This window comes from Chitinispirillales bacterium (assembly GCA_031254455.1).
In the GTDB taxonomy this organism is placed as follows: Bacteria; Fibrobacterota; Chitinivibrionia; order Chitinivibrionales; family Chitinivibrionaceae; genus WRFX01.
In genome coordinates, this window is the sequence record JAIRUI010000005.1 from 1 (window position 1) to 20941 (window position 20941).

Genomic DNA, 20941 nt, shown 5'->3' on the forward strand with positions numbered 1-20941 from the left:
CCGTTTTGAAGTAATTCACTCACCGCTATTGCACCGCCGTCTCTTACCGAACGCAAAGACTGCCCGCTTTCTTTTGAGGTAATTTCAAATATCGGTTCTCCGGTTAATACACCTTTGTCGTCGCTTGTCTTATTTATCGTATCGGTAGCAAAGCCTTTGTAGTCGATTAACGCTTTTAAGGCGTTTTGCACATCGCCGACCGTATTTATATCACCCTTTGATACTTCAACCTCTTCGACAATGTTACCGTTCTTTTTCAATACGACATCAAGTTCCTTCTTTACTATTTCGTAATCAACTCTGGTGTTGACAAGAGTGTAATTATTGTGATAAATATTGCTGTTGTGTTCGTCCACTATTCTAACAACAGGCGCAAGACCGTTCGCTATCGTGTATTCACCTACCACAGCATACGTCGGGGCGATGTAAACATGGTTTTTGTCAATCTCGTCAGACTCCAAACTCCACGTCGGATACTGTATCATCTTGTTATAAACAAACTCTCGCTTATTACCCCAGATTATCTTGATTGGTTTGGGGTTAATTACATACGTCGTCGTATTGCCGGACAAAGTAATGTTTGTGTTTGAAGTTACCGCTTCGGCATTATAACGTCCTATGTCGGTGTTTTGAGTTCCTGGTTTCAACTCAACAGGAAAATTTGGGTCGCTGCTTATTGGCGTTGGCGTCTGAGGTTCGCCGTTGTAAATAAGAGCCGTATTATCCCATGTTACGGTAATCGGACGCTTTTGTATTGTGAACGATAATTTTTTGTCTGCTTCCGGTATTGACGCAATTCGTGCGACATAATCACCCGCGCCTGTAATCGTTGCGCTTACCGTTCCCGAATTTACATTGCTGCCTGCGTAATCGGCGGTAAAATCCGCGCCTTCCTGCAATATCACCCACTCATCCGATGCTTTCAAATAAAGTTCTATCGTTTGAAGTTTCTTCTCTGTGTTGTCATAAATGTATGTTTTGTCGCCGGACATACGTATCGCATTGCCTTCGTTTACATCAAACCATTTTGCAATAAGCGTAATGTCTTTGGTTATCGTATTGTTTGCAAAATCCCACTGAATGTTGCTGTTCAAATCCGTAAACCAGCCCAAGAATTCATGGTTTGCTCTTGTCGGGTCATTTGGTTTACTGATTTTTGCGCCGTTGAGAATCTCAGATATTGGACTCGGATTCGGCGAGCCGCTATTGCTGTTAAATGTTACCGTCCGTAAGTATGTTACGATAACTATAACTTGACCGCTTTTGCCATCAAAGCCTTTCCTCCCCGTAATGTTATTGCCAATTGCCGAATAATTACCGCTTCCACCGCCGCCAAATCCTCCTCCACTTCCGGCTATAACTCCATCACCGCCAAAAGACTCTAAATAACCTATATTATTTATTTTTCCGGCATCACCGCCACGGCTATATTTATCATTCCATCTCACATCATCATTTTTAAATCCGTCTTTACCGGGAGATCCTTTTTCTGTTGCAAAAGCCGAAGCCGATAAACCATGGACGCTCGCACTTCCGCCTGCGCCGCCGGCTAAGGATTGGGCGGTTATTCCTCCACCTATACCACCATCCGCGTATAGTTTTATTGAGTTATATATAACAGATGTTGTTTCGCCATCTCCACCCTTACAGCCCTCCATCCACCCCTCCCAATAACCGCTATAATACTCGAATCCGCCAATTCCTCCGCGGCCTACATTTATAGAAATAGATGCTTTTTTCGTAATACCAAATATCATATAAGCCGCTCCTCCCCCTCCACCGCCGGAACCAGTTCCAGCATAATGGCTACCGCTCCCTTGAGCGTTGTTATTCCCACCCTGTCCTCCCCCTCCGCCGCCAACGGCGTAAACCTCTACATGTGCAGGAAAAGAATCACATTCATGAGTAACCCCTTCGTCAATATCATTATATTTATACTCCTTATATTCATTCGGTACATAATCCGCCGCATTTCCCGTTACACACAACGCGGCAATCGTCGCCGCCACTCTTAGAAATCTGTTTTTGTTCAGCATAATAACACCCCTCTGTTTAATAATTTTATTATTTCCTTTGTCTATCTCTGGTTTGCTTCGTCACTGCGTTCCTCGCAATGACGTTTGTACTGTGTCAACTGTGTCCGTCATTGCGAGCGTAGCGAAGCAATCCAGTCTTTCTTCTAAATCGTGTTGTCGCGCCGTACGGATATCGGATATCAGCCGAACCAAAAACATTATGAATTAGGGAAATATAGAAGAAACCTTTTGCGGTAAAAAACAGAAAAAGGTCGCTCTGCCCATAATCATAATTCTTACCACAGAAAAGAGTATGTCCAACGGATTATTAGTGTTGGAAGACGTGTCTATACAGCTAAACAGAGCAACCCTGAGAGGGTGCCGACTATATAGACACTTAAATCGGTCAACAAAATTTCAAAAGAAACTTTATCGACTCTTTTCTGTGGTATTAATAAAATAATTTATTGTTTTGATAAATACGAGGAAAAGTTTGAAAGAGTTAAAAATAAAACCCGCCGCTCAATTTCTCAAGCGGCGGAGTTGTTTGTGAAACACAAAATAATATAATCCGTTTGTTATTATTTTGAAAGCGAAATTCTTCTTTCAAAAATTTATAACAGCAAGTCGTTAAATTCCAAAAATCCTTTGACCGTCTTGAAGTAATTGTCCGCCATTATCCTATAACCGTCGGCGTTGGGATGAATCATAATATTGTCGCCGTCATACATAAGATGGTCTTTTCCCCAGATTCCGTCCCAAATATTTGAGATAAGCGTTGCGCGGTATTTTGTTTTCAAACGGGCAAACATATTTTCGTAATCGCTATAAATAAACATATAGTCGTATTTATAAATTTCACCCCAGACTTCTATTTCCCCTTTAAGTAATTCCTGCGCTATTTCTCTGTTGTAAAATTTAACAAGGTAAATTTGTCTGTTGTCGTTGACAAGTCTTTCAAGCATTTCTTCAAAGTTTTTTTCAACGTCGTCTTCTACAAAAGACAAATTGATATTGCCGCCGGACGTTACCTTTTCCATTTGTTCAAATAAATCGTTCGCTCCGAACTCAATAAAAATAATCGCCGGATTGTACGATAAAACTTCATCTACTCTGCTCAAAGCGTCTTGACTCGTTTCACCGCTTATACCAAGATTTATTACCGGGATATTCACCTTTTGAGCCAGATAATGCGGATACGCTTTGCTTGTATCGACCGGATAAAAGCCGCCTCTTGCTCCCCATCCCTGCGTCAAACTGTTTCCGAAGCACACGATAGTCGAATTTTGTGCGATGTCAAGTTTCTTATAATTTCCGTCGTTTACGTTTTCCGTGTCTTTACTGCAAGATATAAGAAAAATAATCGCGGATACGATAACTAAAATTTTTGTGATTTTCATATAAACCCTTTCTTGTTCAAATGAATAAATTAACCTTTTTTGTTCTTCTAAATCCTAATCTTCTGTTTTAAAACAGATACCCCCGCCTGTTTAACGTTAAGAATAAACGTTCCTTTAGAAAGACCGGCGGTTTTCAACCCCGTAGCGTTCAAACCGTTTACCGCACTGATATTTACTCTGTCTAGCATTCGTCCCTGAACGTTGTAAAGTTCGACAGTGTAATCGCCCGCTTTCAGATTGACGTTTATTTGCCCGTTCTTTATTCCGGCAAAAGAAATGGAAGCGGTTTTCGCCGTTTTAACTTTGTCGATGGGACTGCTGCCGTACGGAACAAATATTACATGAATCGTCGAATCGCCCGTAACGTTATCAAAAGTATATTCCATCGACTCTCCCGTCGCAGAATTATTTGCGCCGCCAGTCGGATAGAAAATAGTCTCTCGACCGTTAACGTAAATCTGCTTAATTTCATATTCTGCGTCAGGCTCAAATATTACAGTCAACGAACCGCCGTCGGCGACGTTTTTCGTTTGAGGAATATCCGAGACGACCGCTATTCCGTCTATAGTAATTTTCCCGTTCGGAGCGCCGGTTATAGTAATTTGATGATAAATTATCAGGTTTTCGTCTAAGGCGGTTACGTTAAATTCTTTCCAAATTTCAGTCGCCTTATAAGTCTCTACGCTTGTCGGCGGAACTCGAAGGACGATTTTATCAAGATTGTTTATTCCGTAAAACACCGTCGAATTTATCTCTTGCGGCGCTGCGGCAAAATTGCTTATCGTTTTCAAAGACGTATCGCGCAAAAAGGCGTAATCGCCTATGGTTTGAACGGAACTTGGAATGATTACGCTTTCCAGATTGAAGCAACCGTTAAACGCGGCGTTGACTATACGCTTCGCTCCGCGAGGAATATCAAATGATGTTAAGGTATCGTCATTTGCTTTATACGGTTCGTCAATTATTTTTGCCATGCGCCTTATAAGTTCCGCAGAACATACACGGCAGTAGGGACTGTTGTTTCCCGAACCTTGCATAAGACACACTCCGAATCTTCCCGCCGTTAACCAGACGGTCGGAGTAACATGAGTTTTACACTGGTTTGGCTGTTGGTACATGCCTATGTCTTCAATCCCCAGCCATGCTCTCCACGGATTAGTATTTGGGTTGGAATCTATTGAACTGTTCGCCCGTTCCTGCATACCGGTTGTTCCGGCGCAATACTCGTCCCACAATATCCCAAGAGAATGACCGGTTTCGTGCATCATCTTTTCTATGTTGGTTTCATTATCGCCGCCTATTCCGACTACACACCACCCCGATTGAGTCCCGGGGACTTTCATACTTTCATACGCCCAACCCCATGCTTGACCTGAGTTGCCGTTGGCAAAAATCATTGTCATAGCGGTTTTCGCAGCGTGCTGCTGTATTACTGTAGCGACTTTACTTGCGTCATTAGTTCCAAAAACAAGAGACCCGCCTTTTACAAAACCAAGGAAGCCGTCCTCGCCTGTGGAATGTGTTTCTATCGCGTAAATATTTATTCTGTCTTTGAAAAGAGTATAAGGATAACGTTTATTTATGATTGCATCGCAAGTCTTTTGCGCCAACTCCAAAAAAGCGGTTTGCTGATTTGACGCATATCCGTCGCCTAAGATGACGAAGACGACGTTCTCCGCGTCAGAGCGTCCTCCGCCGTTATGCAATACGTGTTTAGTATTATGCTGCGCCTGTAAAGACGGAACAAACGCCGCCAATAACGCTAACGATACAAAAACAGCCTTGCGGCAAACAAGCGGTAAAGCGTTTTTTAATTTGGTTTGCAACCGCACCCCCTTTCAAAAAAATTACATTTAATTTACAAGTATAATAGAATAAAGATAAAAAATCGCTTGTGTTTTAACGAAAATACTTTTTTATTTAACTCTCAAACAAAATCGGCGCCGTCCGCTTATGTTCGCTTCTGTCGTGAAATCTTTTTATCACGGCTTTGTCGTCCTCGCTTGCCTCGCCGTTCAGTAAAAATTCGTCTATGCCGCGATAAGTAATTCCCATTTCTTTTTCATCGGTCTGCCCGTCAAATAATCCTGCCGACGGGGCTTTTTCAATAACGCAGGCCGGCGCTTTGAGAAAACGCAAAAATTCGTAAATTTCGCTGACGCTAAGGTCGGCGATCGGATTAAAATCGCAAGCGCCGTCGCCCCATTTCGTAAAATAACCCATATATATCTCGCTTCGGTTTCCCGTTCCTGCGACAATGCGATTTTCACCGGCGGCCGCCGCGTAAAGCGTCGTCATTCGCAAACGCGGCGCTATATTGACAAGCGCGCTATTATCAAGTTGCACCGCCTTGCCCGCAATTCTGACAAATTCGTTTTTCACATCGGACAAATCGACTGTGCGCGTTTCTATATCAAACTGCTTTGCTACGGCTTGAGCGTCGGTTTTATCCGTCGTGTAATTTTGATTTGAGCCGCAGGGCATAATAAGTCCTAAAGTATTATCACAAGCCTTTTTACAAAGAATACCGACAAGAGTGCAGTCTTTACCGCCGCTGTTTCCGTAAACGATTCCGTCCGCACCCGACGATTTCACAACGCTTCGAATAAATTCGATTCTTTTTTGAGTTTCAAATTCATAATCCCTCATCGCGCCGTTCCTTTCAAAATACGTTTATGCGTCGGACAAATACCTTTCCATATAATATAATATTCGCCGCCAAAACAAAACGCGGGGGACTCATATCGACTTTATTTTTTGGCGAATAGTATATTTAGATAGAAAATTTTTGGAAAAGAAATAAGAATGAATAAAATATTTTTGCTTTTATTTTTTGCCGCCGGCTCGATTTTTCCGCAGTTTCTTCATCCGGATTCGTTGAAATTCGCAGAGTTGAATTGGAAAATTCCAGACGGGAAAAATTATCGTAAAACTATCGGTAAAATTCCGTTTTATTATGAAAAAGACAATTCCGTAGGAATTTTTTATCTTCAGTTAAGTTTTGAAGCGGGAAACTTGCTTGAAAATCCACAGCCAAAAGGCGCTTCACAATTGTATTCTATGTCGATTAGAAACGGTGGAAGCAAAAAGTTTTCTCCGGCGCAAATTGACAGTCTGCTTGCGCTCAACGCCGTTTCAATTTTTGTGTATAACGAAGCGAACAGAACGGATTTTATCGTTTCAGGGCTTTCGGAAAATAAAAAAACGGCGTTTGAAATTTTTGAAGACATTTTGCAAAACCCGCTTTTTGATTCGGCGAGAATAGCCATAAACGCGGCAAAATTAAAACAAAACATAACTCACAGGTTTGATAATCCGTCAAATTTACTTTCTGCCGCTTGGAAATCGCTGATTTATCCGCAGACGCCGGTAAGCGAACTTTTATCTATGGATTTTGCCGAAAATATTATGAAAAACGATCTTTTACAGTATCATAAATATTTGATGCAAGACGCGAAAATGATTGTCGCGGCGAGCGGCGATATTGACGAAAACACGGTGAAAAGTTTTGTGGAAAAAAATTTCGGTAAAAAACGAAACGAAAATTCACGTAGTTTCCCCGAAATAAAAACGGCGCAAAATCCGCAAACGATTATAATACACAAAGACGGATTAAATCAGTCTTACGTTAAAACGGGACTGCCGTCGTTTAAACGTCCGGATAACCGATATTATCCGCTTACGATTTTTAACGAGATTTTAGGCGGCGGATTTAATTCACGGCTCGTATCACGGATTCGCAGCGACGAGGGATTAACTTACTCCATTTATTCTATGTTCGGCAGCGATTATCGTTTTGCCTCGACATTTAGTACACAGTTCTTCACAAAAATTGAAAACACAAATCACGCATTGGCTCTTACGCGTGAAATCGTTGAAAACACTGTAAACGAAAAATTTTTGCCAGATGAAACAAATGAAAAAATCGAACAGTTTATTTTGTCGCTTCCGTCAATTTTTCGCACGAGCGAGGACAGGGTTTCTACATTTCTTAAAAACGAATTTGACGGCGGAAAGTCAAATCATTACATTGAATACGAAAACGAATTAAGAACTATTTCGGCGGACAGCGTAGGACTTGAGGTAAAAAAATTTTTCGATAAAAAGCAATTTTTCACGGTGATAGTCACCGACACTTCGATGTTGAAAAATTTACCGGAATATAACGGATTTTCAATTGAAAAATTAAATCCGAAAATTATCGACGCACATTATTTTGAAAAAAATTCAGGAAAACTTGAATAACGCGCCGCCGTTTGAACTGCTTGCGGAAAATAAAAATTCTTCCGCACGGGCGGGAGTTTTTACAAGCGCTCACGGAAAAATTGAAACGCCGGTTTTTATGCCCGTAGGAACGCAGGCAAGTGTAAAATCGCTTTCTCCGCACGAACTTTCGGACGCAGGCGCAAAAATAATTTTAGCAAACACTTATCACCTGCACTTACGCCCGACGAGCGAAGTAATCGCCGCCGCCGGCGGACTTCATAAGTTTGAAAATTGGAACGGGGCGATTTTAACCGACAGCGGAGGATTTCAGGTGTTTTCGCTCAAAGAAATGCGAAAAATCACCGACGACGGCGTACATTTTCAGTCTCATATCGACGGTTCAAAACATTATTTTACCCCCGAAAGCGTTATGCGGACAGAACATAATCTGGGAGCGGATATAATTATGCCGTTTGACGAATGCCCGCCGTCGACAGCCGAATTCACCCAAATAAAAAAAGCGGTCGAGCGTACGATAAAATGGGCGAAGAGATGCAAAATATCACACGAAGAAATTCCGTTTTATCACGGATACGAACAGTTTTTATTCGGAATTGTGCAAGGCGGAATTAACGAACGGTTACGCGAATATTGCGCAAAAGAATTAGTGCAAATGAATTTTGACGGCTATTCTATCGGCGGACTTGCGGTCGGAGAAAACATAGAAGATATGTATAAAGCCGCAAAATTTACGGCGAATCTGCTTCCAAAAAACAAACCGAGATACCTTATGGGAGTGGGAAAGCCCGCTGATGTTATTGAAGGAATCGACAGCGGAATCGATATGTTCGACTGCGTTATTCCCACACGAAACGCCCGAAACGGTTCGGCTTATTCTTGGGACGGGCAGGTGAATATCCGAAATTCAAAATACCGCATGGATTTTGACAATCCTATCGACAAAAACTGCGATTGTTACGCTTGTAAAAATTTTTCACGAAGTTATATACGCCACTTATATCTTGCAGGCGAAATTTTGGCTCTGCGGCTTCTTTCTCTTCACAATGTTTATTTTTACGTTAATTTGGTTAAAACCGCACGGGAAAGAATTCTAAACAATTCTTTCCACGAATGGAAAAAGGAAATTCTGCCGAAAATAAGTAAACGAGTTTGAATCTTACAATCTTCCGACCTGATTCACGGTTTTTTCAAGCGTTGAGTCTTCCGATTGAATCGCTTTTGAAATCATGTCGTAATTTCTGTGCGCCGCAATCATATCAACCATCATTTTTATATTATCTACGTTCGAACTTTCCAAATATCCTTGTTTTATAACGAATCCGTCGGAACGAACAACAGGATTATCCGGTTGTAAAGGACGGAAATAATTATTCCCCATTCTGGTAAGCCGGTACGGTTTATTAAAATCCGAAATTCGTAACGTATCGATTTCCTGCCCGTCCTGCATAACTTTTCCATCGTCAAGAATGGAGACGTTTCCTCTGGTTTGTTCAATCCTTATAAATCCGTCTTCGCCGAAAACCCGACCGCCGTTGCCGTCAATTAGAAATCCGTCGGAGTCGGTTTGGAACGAACCGTCGCGTGTATATCTAATTCCTTCGTTTGTCATTACAGTGAAAAATCCGGAACCTTTAATCATTAAATCAAACGTATTGCCCGTTTGAATCGGAGTTCCTTCACGGTAATCGATAAAAACCTGGTCGGCTTTCAGCGTTCTTTCAGGAAGAACTTCGTGGTTCGGATTGTTCATATATCTTTCGACTTGTTCTGCAAAAAGCGACGAACTTTTGAAACCGATCGTGTTGACGTTTGCAAGATTGTTTGCAATTTGGTCTTGTTTCTGCATCTGCAAAATCATCCCTTGCGATGCGTGTTTTATACTTCCTAACATTTTACACCTCCCCATGTGTTAGAAAATATATGCAAGAATTGTGCCGATTCGTATAATATTGCGGCAAAATAACAATTATGAGATAATTTTATTTCTTGATAACTTATAATATTAACATTAAATATCGTTATATGGGAAAATTATTCCTCTTAAAAACGTAAAAACGGATAATTACCGCTTATATTCCAAACGCTTGTAAAATCCCAGTTTGCATAAGTATTTTGTTGTTTCATTTCCGAAGTCGTTTTCCCTTCGCCTTTTTCATTGTCGCTTTGTCCGCTTGTCTGTTTGTCGTAATAGCAATTAACAATACTTCCGAAATAATTACCGCCGACAAACCCGCCCGTGTTTGTTTTTCCGGCAACCGTTCCGGAAGAGTAGCAGTTTTCTATAGATCCGGCGTCGTTACTTCCCGCCAGCCCGCCGACATCGCTGTTTCCCGACACATCAATGTTTGAATAAGAATCAGATATTGCGCCGCCGTCGTTGTAGCCCACAAGTCCGCCCGCGTAGAGTTTTGTCCCGTTCACTTTACCGGTCGCGTAACAATTAGAAATTTTACTTAACCTGTTAGTCCCCGCCAGCCCGCCGACATAATCCCATCCGTCGATATATAGATCCAAAAGCCCAAGATTTTTTATCGTCGCCTCACAAATCCATCCGAAAAATCCTTGATCGCTTTTTGGCGAACTTACATATATACCGCTTACCGTATGTCCGTCTCCGTCAAATACTCCTTTAAACGGATTCGAACGGCTTCCTATCGCCGTCCAAATATTTATCGGAAAATCCGATTTATCGCTTTTTGCTCTTGTCGTATTACCGTTAATGGATATATCGTTAGAAAGCATAATTGTTTTTCCAAACATAGTGTTTCCGTTTGCGACCAATACCGCTAAACCGGCGAGCTGTTCCGCGGCGCTCAAATTGAATGTTTTAGTATTTTCGCTTGTTATGTACCAAGTAGTGTCTATATCTATTTTAAAAACACCGTTTTTTGTCGAATCTTTGCCGTTTCTGTCACTGCAGCCGATTATAACCGTGTTTATTGTAAAAAACGCAATAATAAGTAAATTTTTCATTTTTCTCTTTTCAACAAAATCTAAACGATTAAAAATAGCATTTATTTCCATCGCTTAGTCGATAATTTCGACATGTAAGGTTTTAATCTTGCATTCTTGTCGTAAAATTTATTATATTCTTCCTTGATATTTTGCCGATGTAGCTCAGTTGGTAGAGCAACGCATTCGTAATGCGTGGGTCGCTGGTTCGACTCCGGTCATCGGCTCGTTTTGACTCCTGTAATTTTGGCGGGAGTTTTTATTTTCCCCGTAGCCGAATAATTTTGTCGCGGAATTTTGCGGCGCTCTCAAAGTCAAGTTTTTTGGCGGCGATATTCATTTGCTCGGTCAATTTTTCTATTACAAATTCCAAATCTTCGCTTTTTTCGCCGTAAACTTCTCTGTTTTCCGCCGCCATGAGAGATTCGGAATTTTCAACGTAATTTTCGTTGTAATTGTAAAATGTTTCGCCTATTGTACGCGTTGTCGAACGCGGAATTATATTATTTGCCTCATTATATTCAAGTTGAATTTTACGGCGGCGATCGGTTTCTTCAAGCGTTTTCTTTATGGAATCCGTTATAGTGTCGGCATAAAAAATAATTCGCCCGTTTATGTTTCTTGCCGCCCGTCCGGCAATCTGAATAAGCGATTTTGTCGAACGCAGAAACCCTTCGCGGTCGGCGTCTAAAATCGCTACAAGCGAGACCTCCGGCAAATCCAAGCCCTCGCGAAGCAAATTTATTCCTATCAAAATATCAAATTCACCTTTACGCAAGTCGTTCAAAATTATAGGACGGTTAAGAGTATCGATTTCGGAATGAAGGTAGCGTACGCGAAAATCCAAATTCTGCAAATGCTGCGACAGATCCTCCGACTGCCTTTTTGTAAGGGTTGTAACCAACGCTCTTTCGCCTTTTGCGACGATTTTTCGCAGTTGAAATATCAAATCGTCAACCTGTGTTTTAGCCGGTAAAACTTCAATTTCCGGATCGACAAGCCCGGTAGGACGAATGACCTGTTCGACGATAACGCCGCCGGTTTTTTCTAATTCGTAATTTGCGGGAGTCGCGGACAAAAATATCACGTTGTTAAGCAGTTTTTCAAATTCGTCAAATTTTAACGGACGGTTATCAAGCGCCGACGGAATGCGAAATCCGTGATTTACAAGCGTTTGTTTTCTTGCACGGTCTCCGTTATACATTCCGCTCACCTGCGGAACCGTTATGTGAGATTCGTCAATTATCGTCAAAAACGGCGCTTCAAAAAAATCAAGCAGAGAATACGGGCGCTCTCCTGTCTTACGTCCGTCTAAAATCCGCGAATAGTTTTCAATTCCGTTTATATAACCGACTTCCAAAAGCATCTCCATATCGTGTGCGGTTCGCTCATATAGTCGTTGCGCCTCAATGAGTTTGTTTTCCGACTCGAATTTTTTAATCTGTCCTTCCATTTCGATTTTTATTTCTTTAACTGCGTCCGGAATCGAGACGTTGGTCGAAGAATAGTATTTTGCAGGAAAAAGTATAATTTCGTCAAGAGCGTATTTCGTATTTCCCGTAAGCGGATCAATTACGGAAATTCGCTCTAGTTCGTCTCCGAAAAACGAAAGTCGAAGCCCTTGTTCTTCGTATGCCGGATAAATGTCAATCGTATCGCCGCGAACTCTGAAATTCCCGCGCTCAAACACAAAATCATTCCTGACGTATTGCATATTTACAAATTGTTCTAGCAAATTCCGCTGTAGAATCGTCATATTGACAGATAAAGTTAAACAATTTTTGCTGTAATTTTGCGGTGAACCTATATTGTATATACAACTTACAGAAGCGACGACTATGGTATCTTTCCGCGACAAAAGCGAGGCTGTCGCTTTCAGGCGTAATCGGTCGATTTCGTCGTTTATGTCGGCTGTTTTTTCAATGTAAGTGTCGGTTGACGGGATATACGCTTCAGGCTGATAGTAGTCATAAAAACTTACAAAATATTCTACGGCGTTTTCCGGAAAGAACGCTTTAAATTCTTCAAAAAGCTGCGCCGCAAGCGTTTTGTTGTGGGAAATTATTAAAACAGGCATATTTAAGTTTTTTATAACATTGGCGATGGTAAATGTTTTTCCCGACCCCGTTACGCCCAAAAGCGTATGAAATTTTTCTCCGTTTTTTATTCCTTCGGTTAATTCGGCTATCGCTTTCGGCTGGTCGCCCGCCGGAGAATAATCGCTCACAAGATTAAACGGCATTTTTTATCCTTATCGATATTGTCGAATGACAAAATAATACATTTTATGTAAAATCGCGGTTTGTTTTGGAGATAACAGGCAAAATACTCGATTCATATTGTAAAATTTTCGTTTTTACACATTTAAGGCGGGGATAATTCGTATATTTAAGAAAATTATTCAAACAGAATCGGATAGCCGGTGGAAAATAAAAAATACGATATAGCCGTTATCGGCGCAGGATTGGGCGGGCTTGTCGCATCTGCGATTTTGGCGAAAAACGGACGTAAAATTTTGCTTGTAGAACAGCATTCCGTAGCAGGCGGCTGCGCGACGACATTCAAACGTAAAGGGTTTTCAATGGAAGTCGGCTTGCACGAAATTGACGGGCTTTATCCGAAAGATAATAAAGTCGCTTTGTTTGAAAAATTAGATGTTTTTAAGAATGTGGAATTTTTAAAATCACGCGAATTCTACAAAGTTCAAAATACCGATAAAACTATTGATTTTACCATGGGAAACGGTGTCGAAGCGGTGCAAACGGAATTATGCCGACGTTTTCCGGAAGATAAAAAGGGAATTAAAAAATTCTTTTCGACATTATTAGGAATTCGCCGAGACCTTTACATAGTTACAAATAATCCGAAACTAAAATTTCTGATTTTGGCTTTTTCACCGTTCATAATTCCGCATTTGATTGGAAATTACAACCAAACGCTTGGAAAATTTTTAGATAAGTACATAAAAAGCGAGAATTTGAAACTTATTTTAGCGGCGAACACAAACTATTTCCACGATAATCCGTACGAACTTTCAATTATATGGTTCGCTTCGGCGCAGGCTAATTATATTATCGGCGGCGGACACTTTGTTAAAGGCGGCTCACAAAATCTATCTAATTATTTTGCAAAAATAATAAAAGAAAATGGCGGCGAACTTGTTTTCAATACCGCTGTAACCCAGATAATTACAGATGAAACTGCGGCGAAAGTAGTCGGAATAAAAGCGAAAAATCAAAAAAACGAGGTTTCGGAATTTTATGCCGATAAAATCATAGCAAATTGCGCTATTCCGGTTTTATACGATTTACTTCCTCCGATTCAAAGCGGAATTTTGCGTGAAAAATACAAAAAATTTAAGCCTGCCTGTTCGCTTTTATCGGTCTATATCGGATTTTCAAAATCGCTCAACGAAGTCGGCGTAAATGCGTATTCCACGATAATTCTCAGCGAAAAATTCAAAACGCTCAACGATCTTGCTGTAAATATGAATTCGGACTTTGAAACCGTTCCAATAATTTTTGTTGACTATGGGCAAATTGACGATTCAATGTCGCCGAAAGGTAAAAGTTGCGGTTCAATTTGTTTGACCGATTATATTGAAAACTGGGAAAATTTGACAGACGAAGAATACAAAAGCAAGAAAAAGAATGTCGCCGAGATTTTGATAAACCGTTTAAATAACGAATTTAACGGAATTAAAGATTTGATTGAAGGTTACGAAGTCGGTACGCCGCGAACGATATGCAATTATACCGGAAATCCGTTTGGGTCGGCTTACGGTTTTGCACAGATTCCGGGGCAGATGATAACGCAGCGTCCAAAACATAAGACGCCTATAAAAAATTTGTATATTTCATCTGCGTATTCGATTCCGGGCGGCGGTTTCAGCGGGACGATTTTAGGCGGAGCTATGTGCGCTTCGGAAATAATCAAAGAATATAAAAAGAGTTAAAATACGGAGTGTTATTTATGCGTTTGTTTTTTTTAGTTGCGATTTTATCGCTTTTTTTGTTAAACGGCTGTTCAAAAATAATTTTGAACAAGGTTTCAAACGGGCTTTCCGGCGGCGGTTCTTCTTCGTTTATTATGAACGACGATGATCCGGAATTTATCGCCGAAGCGCTTCCTCTAGCGTTGAAAGTGTACGAAGGGATTATTGAAGGCAACCCCAAACACGCGGGGATTCGCGCAGCGGCGGCAATGGGATTTACGTCTTACGCTTATGCGTTTATTCACTATAACGCCGACACGTCAAGCGACGAAGCTTTGCGAAAACATCTTTACGTTCGAGCGAGAAATATGTATATTCGCGCAAGAGACTACGGTATCTCGGCTTTGGAGTTAAAATATCCCGATTTCAAAAAGAATTTGGCAAAGGATATCGACGGAACGCTTTCAAAAGTAAAAGCGGCGGACATCGACTTGCTTTACTGGTCAGGAATGGCATGGATGGGCGCATTTACCTGCGACAAATTTAATATGAAATTAGCGCTCACAGTTCCGCAAGCCAAAGCGTTGCTTTTTCGTGTCGCAGAATTAAATCCCGACTACGGAAACGGCGTTATCGACGAATTTTTAATAACATTCTACGGCTCAATGCCGCCGTCTATGGGAGGCGATACGGCGAAAGCGAGAGTACATTTTGAACGAGCCGTTGAACTTTCGGACGGCAAGAATTATTCACCGTATATAAATTTTGTGCAAGCGGTTTCTGTCGCGCAACAAAACGAAAAAGAATTTGACGAACTTTTGGACATCGCCTCAAAAATTAGAATTGACGATGTTCCCAATATGAAATTATTACGGATTTTGCAGCTTGAAAGGGTGCGTTATTTAATTGCAAATAAAGACGAATTCATAATTCCGAAAGTATTTGAGACGGAACATGTTTCGGATGCGGAAATAATTCCCGCCGACGAATATTTAGACGAAAATGACGAGTAGAAGGAGATAAAAATGAAGAAATTTACTTTTGTGTTTTTGGTTTCGGCGATGTTTTTTTGTGCATCTGCAATTACAATAAAATTGGGTTCGCTCGCCCCCCAAAATTCTCCTTGGGACGACGCTTTGCGGGATATGGCGGCGCAATGGCAAAAAGCGTCAAGCGGCGCGGTGCAAGTAAAAATGTATGCCGGGGGAATCGCCGGCGACGAAGCGGATATGATTCGTAAAGTAAAAATCAAGCAATTGGATATGGTCGCTATGACGGGTGTGGGAATGGCTGACGTATTCAAAGGAATACTTACCGTACAAATTCCAATGATGTATGATAACGAAGACGAATTTTGGTACATACTTGAAAAAATGAAGCCGTATCTTGAAAAAAAGGTTGAAGGAAACGGATTTAAGGTTTTGCTTTGGAGCAAAATCGGCTGGGTGAATTTTTTCTCAAAACAGCCGATAGTTAATCCGGCCGATTTACAAAAGCAAAAAATATTTATTTATGCCGGAGATCCGGATGCCGTAAAGGTCTGGAAAACTATGGGGTTCCAGCCGGTTCCGCTTTCCACCAACGATATTATGACTTCGCTTCAAAGCGGAATGATTGACGCGGTTACGATTTCTCCGCTTACCGCTGCGGCTTATCAATGGTTCGGAGCGGCGCCGAACATGTGCAATATGAAATGGGCGCCGCTTTTAGGCGGTGTCGTCGTTTCACTTGAATCGTGGAATAAAATTCCTGCGGATATGCGCAAAAAACTTGAAGACATAGCGATAAAAGTCGGTGAAAAAATGCAGGCGGATATTGACAAAGCCGATGACGAAGCCTTGCAAATTATGCAAACATACGGGTTAAAAGTGAGTGAGGTTCCGCAAAATGTCAGGGGGCAGTGGAAGACGATCGCCGAAAAAGGAGTAAAGGCGGTTATAGGAACGACAATCGAACCGCAAAGTTACGAGCAGGTAAAAAAATATCTTGAAGAGTATCGTGCGGGAAACAAGTAATTTTTGTGTATTGTTTTGAATAAATTTTACTCTGTTAAAATGAGAAAAATATGAGTGAATTCGATGGGAAAATGATTAGCGGAATTGAGCCGTATATTGCAGGCGAACAGCCCAAAGATATGAGTTATATAAAACTTAATACGAACGAAAATCCATATTCTCCGTCGCCGAAAGTTGAAATCGCAATTAAAAAATTTGATTATTCCGCACTTCGTCTGTACCCTGATCCCGATACAAATATTTTGAAACGGGCGATTTCCGAATTTGAGCGTGTGAACTGCGAAAACGTATTCTGCGGAAACTCTTCGGATGAAATTTTGGCTATGGCGTTTATGGCTTTTTTTAGCGGGAAAGAAATTATTTTTTCGGATATAACATACGGCTTTTATCCTGTTTGGTGCAATATTTTCAACGTTAAAGCCAAAATCGTACCGCTTAAATCCGACTGGACTATCGACATAGAAAATTATCCGGAAAATTCGGACGGAGTCGTTATATGTAACCCTAATGCGCCTACCGGAATCGCATTAAAAAAAATACAAATTGAAGAATTTGTAAAAAAGAATAAAAATTCTCTTATAATTTGCGATGAAGCGTACATAGATTTCGGCGGAGAAAGCGCGGTCGATTTATCTATGAAACATAATAATATTTTATTGATAAAAACATTATCGAAATCGTACTCTTTAGCCGGTGCGAGAGTAGGTTACGCGGTCGGTAACGCGGAACTTATAAATACTCTTAACAAAGTAAAAAATTCCTTTAATTCATATACGCTTGACCGTCTTTCAATCGAAATCGCGGTTGCTGCGATTAAAGATGCGGATTATTTTAGAAATTGCTGCCGAAAAATTATTGGAACACGGACTTGGATAAGCGAAGAACTGCGAAAAATCGGATTTGAGGTTCTTGAATCGTTATCAAATTTTATTTTTGCATCTCCTCCCAAAATATCGGCGCAAAATTTATACTTAAAATTAAAATCAAAAGGTATTTTAATCAGGTATTGGAATAAAGAGCGCATTTCCAATTGGGTTAGAATTTCCATCGGCACAGACGGTGAAATGAAAATACTGATTGACGCGATAAAGGAAATTCTCACCAACTTTTAATAGAATTTTGCAGAATTTTCTCCGTAATATCGTCAATTGCACGAGATCTGCCGTCCTCTTCGGTTTCGGTAGAGAAATCGTAATTTCCGATGGAAATAATCCGTCCCTTGTAAATTTCTTTTCCGTTTTTATTGTCAAAAAACACAATATCTGCAACTATTTCGACGGAATGCGTTTTAATCGTAAGCGAATTTCTGTCGCCTGAATAATCCTGCGCCGAATTTTTATAATAAACAACATTTCCGCCTATATAAGAATCTCCGTTTTTGGCGACAACGGTAAGTTTTTCACGTGACGCTTTTTGCGATAAAACTTCCGTGATTCTTTCGGCGACGCCTTGAACCAACGCACTGTTTTCAAACAATGGAATCTCTACGGTTTTGATATTGGAAGGAAGGGACGAACCGCTGAAAGTATAAGCGCATCCTATAAAAACTACACCGATAATTGTAAAAGTCAGTTTTTTCATTCGCCGCACTCAAAAAATTTGTCAAATTCAGGAAATATTTCACACAAGTCGTCATATTTGTTCATAGGACTTCCGACAAGATTAATGAATTGTTTACCGTAATTTTTTGTTATTATTCTACTGTCAAGAATTATCAACGCGCCTCTGTCGTCGTCTCTGCGGATAAGCCGTCCTATGCCTTGCCTGAATTTGAGCAGCGCCTCCGGTAAAGAATATGCGATAAATCCGCTTTGTCCGTCTTTCTCGGCATTTTGCATCAATTGTTTTTGAAGAGGGTGAGTCGGTATAGGAAACGGAAGTTTGGGGATGATAACAATTTCACATTCTTTTCCGGACATATCCACCCCTTCCCAAAATGTTCCGCCGCCCAACAAAACCGCTCCGCGCGTATCTTTCATTTGCCGTTGTATCCAAGCGTTGTTCCCGCTGATTCCTTGCGCAAAAATATTAAGTTGTTTTTCGTCTTTGTTCGTTTCATTAAAAACAATTTCCAAATTTTCATTGTTCGTAAAAAGAACAAGAATGTTTTTTTGACAGTGTTTGCTTATTTCAAGAATCGTTTTTGCCGTGTATATATTATGTTCTTGCGTTCCGGTTTCGGGAGATTTTGCGGAAACGGCAAAAAATATTTCATCGAACGCCTTTTTTGTTTCAAATTCTTTCAATACAGGCAGGCAATCCGAAATTCCTATCCTTTGTGCAAAATATTCTATATTTTTTTGCGGTGAAAGCGTCGCCGAAGTAAAAATTACAGGTTTTGAATATCGTTTCCAAAACGGATTTAAAAAATCACAAATTTTTGTAGTTGTTCCGGTTAGTTTTACCCATTTTTTACTTGCAGGACCTTCTATCCAAAATATATCGCCTTCGGTTTGTGCGGCGCATAAGTATTCAAGATCCGCTTTAATCTGGTTCGCCGTATTTTGCGCATAAGTAAATGCGGACGCAATATTATTTTGTTCAATTAAATCACAATATTTTTGTCCTATCAGTCTTGACAAACCGTGAAATTCTTCTATGTTCATAAGCAATCCTTTAAGTCCGTCAAAATCTGCGAACGGGGCGTTTTTATATTCGAGCGTAATTATAGAATTTTGAGAATCCTTAGAGTCTTGTCGAAAATTTTCAAACATCCAATTTGTAATTTCTTCCAAAAATGCGGCGCCGTCTTTTCTGGCGTTATAAATTACGTGTTTCAGTTTTAATGCGTCGTCTATAAAATCTCGGTTTTCCGAAAATATTTTTGTCAGATTGTATAAACTTGTATGTAAGCTCTGAAACGCTTCGACGGCGACATTTATTCTATTTGTATCAACATCGGTTTGCAGAGAATAATATCCTACTTCCTCAAGGCGGTGCGCTTCGTCAAAAATGATTCCCGCCGTATTTTCAATAATTTCGTTTCCTGCAATAATATCACTGTAAAAAAATGCGTGATTTACCACGACGATGTGCGAAGCCGAGGCATATTTTCTCGCTTTTATCAAAAAACACGTCTGCGAAAACGAACATTTTAGACAATGCTTGTTTTCCGCAGATATAACGTCCCAAATTTTCATGTTTGTTCTACGATTAAAAGCGTTCTGCTCTTCAATGTCGCCGGATTTCGTTTTATAGTACCATTTTATCAACGGCAAAAGCGAACTCCTTTCTCTATGAGAAATTTCCCGCATCTCACCGTCTATAACTTCCTCAAACGCTTTTCTGCAAATATAATTGTTCTTGCCTTTAAGAACCGCATACAAAAATTTTTTATCGAACAATTTCGTCAAAACAGGTAAATCTTTCTTTGCCAATTGATTCTGTAATTGCTTAGTATTGGTCGAAATAATAATTCTTTCATTTTTTTGCAACGCCGTAAATATCGCGGGAATTAAATATCCTAAAGTCTTTCCCGTTCCGGTCCCGGCTTCTATAACGCCGATGTTGTTTTCATTAAGCGATTTTACGACTATATTTGCAAAATCAATCTGTTCTTTGCGAACTTTATAGTTATCAATAACGGATTTCAAACTCTCGTTAAACGTTTTATCGATTGAGTCTTCTGAAATTTTAGAACCGTTTTCAAACGGAACGATAGGTTTTATATTTGGGATTATATCGTATTTAGGTTTTTGAGGAGATATATTTTCCAAAGTTTTTTCCAAAACTCTTTTTATAAGTCCATGCGTGTTGTTAGCCATTTTCGCCCTGGGAATTTCCGGAATATCTTTAATTCTGGAAATCAAATTCAGCGCAATAAAACCGGACGCCTTTGCGTCGTCTAACGCTCTGTGCGCATTTTCAAGAGAAACGCCCAAACGCCGTGCAACTTTTGCAAGCGCGTACCCTTCTTCCAGTTCCAAAATAGTTCTCGATAAAACCAAAGTATCAATATTCCAATTAGTTATTTCTTTCCCGCCGTTTCGTTTAATTTCCGCATTCAAAAACGATATGTCGAAATCAACATTATGCCCGCATATCGCAAGTCTTCCGATAAATTCAATAAATTTATCCATAATTTCACAAAACTGCGGAGAATCTTTTACCAATTCGTCGCTTATCCCTGTTAATTGCGTTATTTTTTGAGGAATATTTATTTTCGGATAAATTAAAGTAGAAAACGTTTCGGACATCTTTCCGTCGATAAATTTAACCGCTCCTATTTCAATAACTTTGTCTTTGTTTTTATTCAAACCGGTAGTTTCAATATCGACTGCGACAAAATCCGGCACCCTAACGCGAACGTTATTAAAACGCTTTTGTTTTTTCTTGTGATTAAGGATGGCTTTTAGTTTTTCTTGTGTTTTTGCATCCGCACCGTCAAAAATCGACATA

General features: G+C 40.3%; 15 protein-coding genes and 1 tRNA gene. 7 read left to right on the plus strand and 9 right to left on the minus strand.

Annotated features, from left to right (window positions below):
- The 4 genes from LBH98_00235 to nadE all read right to left on the minus strand — a co-directional run.
- Positions 1-2036 (minus strand): InlB B-repeat-containing protein (locus tag LBH98_00235; GenBank protein ID MDR0303191.1); only part of this gene is annotated, 2036 nt, incomplete at its 3' end.
- Between the two features lie 593 nt (positions 2037-2629).
- Positions 2630-3415 (minus strand): GDSL-type esterase/lipase family protein, encoded by a 786-nt coding sequence (locus tag LBH98_00240; GenBank protein MDR0303192.1) that lies wholly within the window; start codon positions 3413-3415, stop codon positions 2630-2632.
- Positions 3416-3462: 47 nt separating this feature from the next.
- Entirely contained in the window at positions 3463-5241 is a 1779-nt protein-coding gene (locus LBH98_00245; protein ID MDR0303193.1) for a leucine-rich repeat protein, read from the minus strand.
- Between the two features lie 94 nt (positions 5242-5335).
- Complete coding sequence (gene nadE / locus LBH98_00250; GenBank protein ID MDR0303194.1) at positions 5336-6064, minus strand: NAD(+) synthase; 729 nt, start codon at positions 6062-6064, stop codon at positions 5336-5338.
- Positions 6065-6220: 156 nt separating this feature from the next.
- Here nadE and LBH98_00255 point away from each other — a divergent pair, with 156 nt between their 5' ends.
- Together LBH98_00255 and tgt are read left to right on the plus strand one after the other, a co-directional pair.
- On the plus strand, positions 6221-7660 hold the full coding sequence (locus LBH98_00255; protein MDR0303195.1) for an insulinase family protein: 1440 nt from the start codon (positions 6221-6223) through the stop codon (positions 7658-7660).
- Positions 7661-7676: 16 nt separating this feature from the next.
- Positions 7677-8795 (plus strand): tRNA guanosine(34) transglycosylase Tgt, encoded by a 1119-nt coding sequence (gene tgt / locus LBH98_00260; GenBank protein MDR0303196.1) that lies wholly within the window; start codon positions 7677-7679, stop codon positions 8793-8795.
- Between the two features lie 3 nt (positions 8796-8798).
- On the opposite strand, the gene flgF is transcribed toward tgt, so the two are convergent.
- Both flgF and LBH98_00270 read right to left on the minus strand, forming a co-directional pair.
- On the minus strand, positions 8799-9533 hold the full coding sequence (gene flgF / locus LBH98_00265; GenBank protein MDR0303197.1) for a flagellar basal-body rod protein FlgF: 735 nt from the start codon (positions 9531-9533) through the stop codon (positions 8799-8801).
- Between the two features lie 149 nt (positions 9534-9682).
- Positions 9683-10615: a hypothetical protein gene (locus LBH98_00270; protein ID MDR0303198.1), complete on the minus strand. Its 933-nt coding sequence runs from the start codon at positions 10613-10615 to the stop codon at positions 9683-9685.
- A gap of 133 nt (positions 10616-10748) precedes the next feature.
- Here LBH98_00270 and LBH98_00275 point away from each other — a divergent pair.
- Positions 10749-10821 (plus strand) — tRNA-Thr (locus LBH98_00275).
- Positions 10822-10853: 32 nt separating this feature from the next.
- Here the strand turns inward: LBH98_00275 and uvrB are convergent.
- The gene (gene uvrB / locus LBH98_00280) at positions 10854-12836 is read right to left on the minus strand and encodes an excinuclease ABC subunit UvrB (GenBank protein MDR0303199.1); all 1983 of its coding nucleotides are present in this window, start codon (positions 12834-12836) and stop codon (positions 10854-10856) included.
- A gap of 180 nt (positions 12837-13016) precedes the next feature.
- On the opposite strand from uvrB, the gene LBH98_00285 reads away from it, so the two are divergent.
- Genes LBH98_00285 through hisC form a run of 4 tightly spaced genes read left to right on the plus strand, consistent with a single transcriptional unit; the run spans position 13017 to position 17655 of the window.
- Positions 13017-14549, plus strand: a complete 1533-nt coding sequence (locus LBH98_00285) for an NAD(P)/FAD-dependent oxidoreductase (protein MDR0303200.1) — start codon at positions 13017-13019, stop codon at positions 14547-14549.
- Positions 14550-14566: 17 nt separating this feature from the next.
- On the plus strand, positions 14567-15541 hold the full coding sequence (locus LBH98_00290; GenBank protein ID MDR0303201.1) for a TRAP transporter TatT component family protein: 975 nt from the start codon (positions 14567-14569) through the stop codon (positions 15539-15541).
- A 12-nt stretch (positions 15542-15553) separates the two neighbouring features.
- On the plus strand, positions 15554-16543 hold the full coding sequence (dctP, locus tag LBH98_00295; GenBank protein MDR0303202.1) for a TRAP transporter substrate-binding protein DctP: 990 nt from the start codon (positions 15554-15556) through the stop codon (positions 16541-16543).
- Between the two features lie 50 nt (positions 16544-16593).
- Positions 16594-17655 carry a histidinol-phosphate transaminase gene (gene hisC, locus LBH98_00300; protein ID MDR0303203.1) on the plus strand — a complete coding sequence of 354 codons (1062 nt, stop codon included), beginning with the start codon at positions 16594-16596 and terminating at the stop codon, positions 17653-17655.
- Here hisC and lptE read toward each other — a convergent pair.
- Both lptE and LBH98_00310 read right to left on the minus strand, forming a co-directional pair.
- Positions 17642-18124 (minus strand): LPS assembly lipoprotein LptE, encoded by a 483-nt coding sequence (gene lptE, locus LBH98_00305; GenBank protein MDR0303204.1) that lies wholly within the window; start codon positions 18122-18124, stop codon positions 17642-17644. The genes hisC and lptE overlap by 14 nt on opposite strands.
- On the minus strand, positions 18121-20940 hold the full coding sequence (locus LBH98_00310) for a 3'-5' exoribonuclease (protein MDR0303205.1): 2820 nt from the start codon (positions 20938-20940) through the stop codon (positions 18121-18123). Before LBH98_00310 ends, lptE begins: the two co-directional genes overlap by 4 nt.
- Position 20941: the final 1 nt, after the last annotated feature.

Coding starts and splice junctions, on each gene's coding strand:
- uvrB (MDR0303199.1), bottom strand. CDS start 12,836: ATGCCGTTTAATCTTGTGAGCGATTATTCTCCGGCGGGCGACCAGCCG.
- LBH98_00270 (MDR0303198.1), bottom strand. CDS start 10,615: ATGAAAAATTTACTTATTATTGCGTTTTTTACAATAAACACGGTTATA.
- LBH98_00310 (MDR0303205.1), bottom strand. CDS start 20,940: ATGTCGATTTTTGACGGTGCGGATGCAAAAACACAAGAAAAACTAAAA.
- nadE (MDR0303194.1), bottom strand. CDS start 6,064: ATGAGGGATTATGAATTTGAAACTCAAAAAAGAATCGAATTTATTCGA.
- LBH98_00240 (MDR0303192.1), bottom strand. CDS start 3,415: ATGAAAATCACAAAAATTTTAGTTATCGTATCCGCGATTATTTTTCTT.
- LBH98_00290 (MDR0303201.1), top strand. CDS start 14,567: ATGCGTTTGTTTTTTTTAGTTGCGATTTTATCGCTTTTTTTGTTAAAC.
- lptE (MDR0303204.1), bottom strand. CDS start 18,124: ATGAAAAAACTGACTTTTACAATTATCGGTGTAGTTTTTATAGGATGC.
- flgF (MDR0303197.1), bottom strand. CDS start 9,533: ATGTTAGGAAGTATAAAACACGCATCGCAAGGGATGATTTTGCAGATG.
- LBH98_00255 (MDR0303195.1), top strand. CDS start 6,221: ATGAATAAAATATTTTTGCTTTTATTTTTTGCCGCCGGCTCGATTTTT.
- dctP (MDR0303202.1), top strand. CDS start 15,554: ATGAAGAAATTTACTTTTGTGTTTTTGGTTTCGGCGATGTTTTTTTGT.
- hisC (MDR0303203.1), top strand. CDS start 16,594: ATGAGTGAATTCGATGGGAAAATGATTAGCGGAATTGAGCCGTATATT.